5 protein-coding genes are annotated in these 6,429 nt (G+C 47.0%); 3 read left to right on the top strand and 2 right to left on the bottom strand.

Annotation, left to right across the window (positions count from 1 at the left end):
- Nucleotides 1-563 (bottom strand): DUF2461 domain-containing protein (locus VIP81_RS14860; protein WP_331962100.1); only part of this gene is annotated, 563 nt, incomplete at its 3' end.
- Nucleotides 564-700: 137 nt separating this feature from the next.
- Here VIP81_RS14860 and VIP81_RS14855 point away from each other — a divergent pair.
- Nucleotides 701-2,461: a LamG-like jellyroll fold domain-containing protein gene (locus VIP81_RS14855; RefSeq protein WP_331962097.1), complete on the top strand. Its 1,761-nt coding sequence runs from the start codon at nucleotides 701-703 to the stop codon at nucleotides 2,459-2,461.
- Between the two features lie 154 nt (nucleotides 2,462-2,615).
- A complete protein-coding gene (locus tag VIP81_RS14850) occupies nucleotides 2,616-3,599 on the top strand; it encodes a metallophosphoesterase family protein (protein WP_331962094.1) in 984 nt (327 codons plus the stop codon).
- A gap of 108 nt (nucleotides 3,600-3,707) precedes the next feature.
- Here the strand turns inward: VIP81_RS14850 and VIP81_RS14845 are convergent, their stop codons facing one another.
- A complete protein-coding gene (locus VIP81_RS14845) occupies nucleotides 3,708-4,370 on the bottom strand; it encodes a dihydrofolate reductase family protein (RefSeq protein WP_331962091.1) in 663 nt (220 codons plus the stop codon).
- 214 nt (nucleotides 4,371-4,584) lie between these two features.
- Here VIP81_RS14845 and VIP81_RS14840 point away from each other — a divergent pair.
- On the top strand, nucleotides 4,585-6,429 hold a 1,845-nt coding region (locus tag VIP81_RS14840), incomplete at its 3' end, for a SusC/RagA family TonB-linked outer membrane protein (protein WP_331962088.1).

The following is a 6,429-nucleotide window of genomic DNA, read 5'->3' as shown; positions in this document are numbered from 1 at the left end:
ATCAGCAGGAACTGTTTGTAACGCAACAGATCAATGGCTTCATGATCTGCATCAAAGCCTTTGGGGGCGGTCTTTAGCTGCTCCCCTTTCAACGATTCAAAGGTGGAAATAAATGCTTTGCTGTTAATGATTCTTCTCAGGGGTTTGTCGTCGAATGCAATATCATCTCTGACCAGTTTCAGATCGGCAGGTGTAGGCCCCCAAAAACCACCGGCAATAAAGCTGTTGCCTGGCTCAATATGAAAATAATATCCGCCCCTGCGACTTTTGGTGGCACGTTTAAAACTACCGCTCCAATGGGCTTTATAAGGCGTTTTATCGTGGGAAAAACGTGTATCTCTGTAAATGCGGTATAAACTTTTTTTGCCCGAAGGGGTTTCTATCAGGTCATGAGCGGAGAGCAGCTCCAGTAATGACTCCGCGAAGATCTCCACCTGTTGCTGTTCCTGTTGAAAAACAGCTTTGTGTTCATTAAACCAATCCCGGTTATTGTGCTGCTTCAGTCTATTTAAAAAATCAAAACCGGAAGGTTGTATCTGTGCCGTTGCTATATTTTTCGCCATGGGTATTTTTTAAAGACCCGGCAAATATAGCACCTATTGACGGGATTTACTTTGGCGGGTTGTTCTCTAACATGGTGGCAGTCCCACTGCAGGATTACACCCTACATTAGAGATAAATTTCTCACCAAATCTGTGCTATGAAACATCATCTACACCTCCGACCTGGTAAACTTTGGCTGTGTGCCATATTTACCATCCTAATATTTATGTCCCGCACCACTTACGGACAAACTTATGCCAACAGTCAAACCAACGGCGTCACGGGTATTTGTCTTTTATGCGGTGTGAGCAATCCTAATAATCCGGTGAACAACACCAACCTCAATGACTACTCGCAGTTCAACATTACTGCCGGGCTACTCGGGGTTACCATTCACCAGACCCTGATTTTTCCGGCTGCCACATCCGGTGGCTGCGATTCACTGATTGTAGGTGTTGGCGCCACCAATAACCCCCTCAGTGTAAATCTCTTTGGTGGCGTTAGCGTGCAAACATTCAATGGATCTGTTGCCAACAGCGATTCTGCGGGAGTCACCACTGCCAACTTCCGGACCACCACCACAGGACGAGGCGAAATTTTCCTCAAGCCTTCCGCTTCTTTTGACCGGGTGAAAATAACCCTGAGCAGCAGTTTACTGGGGCTGCTCAATTCACTGCAGTTGTACTATGCCTTTACCAGCAGTACTATTCCCGCAGCACCTGTCATTACGCCAGCTGCAGATACGATCGCAGTGGGCGATACGGCTGTATTATCCGCCAGTAGCGGTAGCGCGGCCATCAGCTGGTATACTGCCAGCACCGGCGGTACACTATTGGCCACCGGCAGCACACTTTCTGTAAGCCCTGCCGCCACTACCACCTATTATGCGGCCGCATCTTCGGGCACCTGCACAAGTACCCGAACTGCCGTAACGGTAGTGGTACAGGATAATAACTGCTGTGTGGCGCCCGCCAATCCTTTTGGTTATTATCCATTCAGCGGGAACGCGAATGATTCAACCCCCAATGCCAATAACGGTGCAACCTATAAGGTGGCATTTCGCCCTGATTCCATTTGCGGGCAGGCGGCGCTATTTGACGGAATCGGTAGTGTCGTAACGCTTCCTTATGATAGCCTTCCGGTAAATCAGCTGAGCCTTTCCGTATGGATAAAACCAGATTCGAATAACGTGGGCACCGTCATATCCGGAAGATATTCTCCAGGTACCAGTGGCTGGGAGCTTGTCACGAACAACAATCGGGTGTTTATGGTTATCAACACCACTCACCAGTCGGAAGCAGGCGTGGGTGGACCAGTACCTCCCGGTAGGTGGAGTCATATTGCGGTAACCTATAACGGATCACTGGTGAAGGTTTTCTTAAACGGCCAACTGCTTTCCAGTTATGCACCTTCATTGGGAACAATCAAGTATACCTCCGATGGTACTTTTTATGGCATCGGCAACGACGGAGGTTCGGGTTCGGGAGGTTATGACGGCAGAATGGATGAACTATATATTTACAACCAGGCGCTCAGTGATTCTGCGGTGAGGGCGTTTTATAACTCATATGCTTACAGCCTGGTGACAGGACCTGCCAGCAACGAATTTCTCACCATTGGGTCTAACAGCCTGGAATATGTGAACCCCACTAAAATGGCAGGATCAGTGCAGCCAGTGGCACAGTCACTCAAGCTTTTCCCTAATCCTTCCAATGGCGTGATCTACTTTAAAGAAGGAACCAAATTCCAGGGCGCTACGGCAATCGTTAAGACCGGGGATGGCAGTATTGTATACCGGGGAACCATCAAAGGCAATAGTCTAGATCTTACGGGTCTTACTGCATCAGGCATGTACTTTATACAATTGATTACCCCTGATAAAAAAGTCTTCGTTGATAAAATAATGATTACAAAATAACCGGACGTATATCTTTTAAAAAAAATAAGAACGGGAGTCTTTCATTCATCACATGAAAGACTCCCGTTCTTTCATGTTTATAACCGGATAAAAAAATAATGACTGCGAAAATCAAAAGAATAACCCTAAATTCCGGCATTATAAATTACAGTGAATGGTGAAACGAAGAAATTTCCTGAAGCAAATAGGCTTATCAGGCACAGGGCTGTTACTCGCCTCCAACACATGGTCTGTTCCCATTAGCCAGCCGGCCACCCATGGCAAAAAATTACGCATAGGCGTCATTTCCGATCTGCATCATCTGCAATTTAACGTGCCGGAAATAGCGCGGATGAAAGTCTTTATGGATGCGGTCATGAAAGAATCGCCCGACTTCATTATCCAATGCGGGGATTTTTGCCGTCCTAAAAAATCAGAAGAAATCATGGAACAATGGAACCGGTTCAAGGGTCCTAAATATCATGTACTTGGTAATCATGATATGGATGTTTGCGACAAGGCCACCATCATGAAATTATGGGGCATGGAAAAACCGTATTATTCCTTTGATCAGGGTGGCTATCATTTTGTGATAATGGACAGGAATTTTTTACGGAAAGAAGATAAAACACTGGAAGACTACAATAACAGCAACTGGGGCCCCTATCCCTCGCCTATGCGTAGTTTTACTGACCAGCCACAGCTGGAGTGGCTAAAACAAGACCTGGCCGCCGCCAAATACCCTGTCATTGTTTTTATGCATCAACCTGTTTTCCTGAGCGACTTTTACACGGAACTGGGCAATGCAGATGAAATCCTGGCCATCTTCGATGAGGCCAACTTCGCCGCAAAGCAGGCGGGCAAAAATACCGCCGTAACAGCGGTATTCATGGGCCACGATCATGACGACCGATACGGAGCCAGAAACGGGGTGCATTACTTTTTACTAAACAGCGCCTCCTACGTGTACACCGATACCGGCGCGCATTATTATAAGGAAGCACTCTTTGCCTTCATCACCCTTGATCCTTCCGGATGGCTGCACATAGAAGGAAGAGCTACCAGCTACCGCGATCCGGTAACGGATAAAGTGAAAGCGCAATTCCCTACCAGCATCAGCAATCATGCGGTGAAGTTATTACCGGAGAACAGGGTTTAGGGTGGTGGGGCACATTATGCCTCACCATTCACTATCATATCAAACACCTCTTTCCCAACACTTGCCCGCAAACGCATCTGTATTACCAAAAAAAGTCTATCATCTTATCTACCCTTCTTTCTTCCACTCCTTTCTCCGCTTCAACTCCGCTTCCGAAGGATTATCCGGTCCGATTAAACCTGTTTTCAATTCACCTGCCGGTTCATAGGTGGCAATGATTACCCCGGTGGTAGAAATGACGGAATGCAATAATTTCCATTGTGCAGGCTGCGTACCTTCGGCAAATAAACGCTTACCTTCCCCGAGGGTAACAGGGTATACCCAGGTATACAACTTATCTACTAAGCCTTCTTTCAATAAGGTTTGTATGAGTTTACCACTGCCGTATACCAACAGATCCGGTCCTTCCGATGCCTTGAGCTTACGCAGCCCCGCTACCACATCGCCGGTGATGAGTGTGGAGTTGGCCCAGCTCAGTTTCACGGACTTGCTGGAAACAGCATACTTATGTGCACGGTCAAATACCTCCCCGATAGGATGACCTTTTGCATAGGGCCAGTACGCAGCAAAAATCTCGTATGTGCGCCTGCCCAGCAACAAATCAAATGGCTGCGCCATGATATCGACCATGGCCTGGTTCGTTAATGCATCTCCTTGTGTGGCCGTCCAGCCGCCCCATTTAAAGCCATGGGTGGGATCTTCATCGGGACCGCCGGGCGCCTGCAATACCCCGTCCAGGGAAACAAATGTCGTAACGATGATCTTTCTCATAATTTCCGTTTTTGTTTTTTTATATTGTTAAACCCAGTGTCTGCATCACCATTCAAATATACTGTCCATGCATATCCTAGAGGCAGGGCAATCACGACTTTACAGGAGGGTGATTGCGACAAACCCGGCATCATCTATAAAAACCCATCTCCTCCATTCACCCGTTTTAAATAAAAACCGGTCTCTAATAGAAATCAGCTTTAAAATCTACGTTATGAAAATAATTCCACCCAAATGGAGTCCCTTTCTGCAAGGGCTGCTACTCTTGCTTTGGCTGCACCTGCCTGCTTCCGCACAACAGCAGCATCCCGTTACGCTGAAAAGTGGAAATGCAGGACTCCCGCTGGCCGATATATTCAAAGCTATCAAGCAGCAAACAGGCTACACCGTTTTCTATAATAACCTGCTGTTAAACGACAAAGAAAAAGTGAAGGTCAATTTCCAGCAAAGCGAACTGGCGACGGTACTCAATACCCTGCTAAAAGATAAAAACATCGAGTGGACGATCAACGACGCCTATATTATTTTGAAGAAAAAAGAAGCCAGCACTCCTATCTCTTCTCAAAAAGAAAAAATACCCGGCAGGGTAACAGATGATACCGGTCAACCACTATTCAAGGCTTCGGTGCGATTAAAAAACAGCAATGAAGCAGCCATCACGGATGCGAATGGCAACTTTTCTATCAGCGCACCCGAAGGAGAAGGTACCCTGCAAATAGGCTTCATTGGTTACGAAACCATGGAGGTACCCATCAAAGGACAACACTTCCTGGATATAAAGCTCAAGACCAGCAACAGCGGTTTAAATGAAGTGATTGTCATCGGCTACGGTACCACTACCCGTAAAGACCTTACCGGTTCCGTAGGCAAAGCCAATGTAGAAGATATGCAAAAAGCGCCGGTGCCTTCTTTTGATCAGGCACTGGCAGGACGTGTAGCCGGCGTGGAGGTGAGTTCCAACGACGGACAACCCGGCGCCGCTTCCCGCATTGTAATCCGCGGCAGCTCTGTTAGCCAGGACGGTTCTCCCCTATTTGTGATCGATGGATTTCCTATCGAAAACATGGATATCAATTCTATTAACCCCAATGAAATCGCTTCCCTGGAAGTATTGAAAGACGCATCATCTATCGCCATCTATGGCGCCAGAGGCGCTAACGGCGTTATCATCATTAATACAAAAAGAGGTAAACCCGGCCCACCCAGGGTCACTTATAGTTATTCGCTCGGCGCACAACAATACACGAAAAAAATGAGTATGCTGAGTCCTTATGAATTTGTAAAATTACAACTGGAGCTCGATAGCGTTCAGAGTAAGCCCGGCGCCCTTGTCAACACCAATGCAAAAATCTATCTCGATCCGGCCAATGGTATTACGCTGGACTCTTATAAAAATAATCCGGGCTACGACTGGCAGGACCTGCTCCTGCAAACAGGTCTTACACAAAATCATACGCTCAATATCAGTGCAGGCAATGGCGATACCCGCTACTCTGTAAGCGGCTCCTACTACGACCAGAAAGGCATTATTATCAACACCGGCCTGAAAAGATATGATGGTAAATTTACCCTCGATCAACGACTGAATAAAAATATCCGCCTCGGTCTCACCGCCGGCTATGCCAACTCCACTTCCTATGGCACCATTCCCGCCGCCTCCTTCAGTGGTGGCGTAGTGCAGGGCATGTGGCAATACCGGCCGGTATCCGGTGTTGGCAACCAGAACCTGTTGAATGAAGTGATTGATAGTCTTGCCCTGGAAGATTTTAACAACGGCACCTCCACCGCCGGACTAGGCAACAACCTCGTCAACCCTTTGCTGCAGGCACAAAACGAATACCGTAAAAGTATTAACAACACCGGCACCCTGAACGCTTTCCTGGAATTCACTTTCCTGAAAAAATTCAGACTGAAAATTTCCGGCGGCTATAATTCTACCAATCTCAAGTCAGAAACTTTTTATAACTCCAATACACAACAGGGTAATTTATTTAAAAATAATGCCGGCGCGGTACCCAATATCAACGGTATTAACGGTACCATCAACAGCCAGTTAAAC

It is taken from the genome of Chitinophaga sp. (assembly GCF_036566945.1).
Classification (GTDB): Bacteria; Bacteroidota; Bacteroidia; order Chitinophagales; family Chitinophagaceae; genus Chitinophaga.
Note: the sequence above shows the minus strand (reverse complement) of the source record. Positions and strands in the feature narration are given on the sequence as shown.

Bases quoted from the DNA above. Each gene is read 5' to 3' on its own strand.
- VIP81_RS14855 (WP_331962097.1), top strand. From the start codon at position 701: ATGAAACATCATCTACACCTCCGACCTGGTAAACTTTGGCTGTGTGCC.
- VIP81_RS14845 (WP_331962091.1), bottom strand. From the start codon at position 4,370: ATGAGAAAGATCATCGTTACGACATTTGTTTCCCTGGACGGGGTATTG.
- VIP81_RS14850 (WP_331962094.1), top strand. From the start codon at position 2,616: ATGGTGAAACGAAGAAATTTCCTGAAGCAAATAGGCTTATCAGGCACA.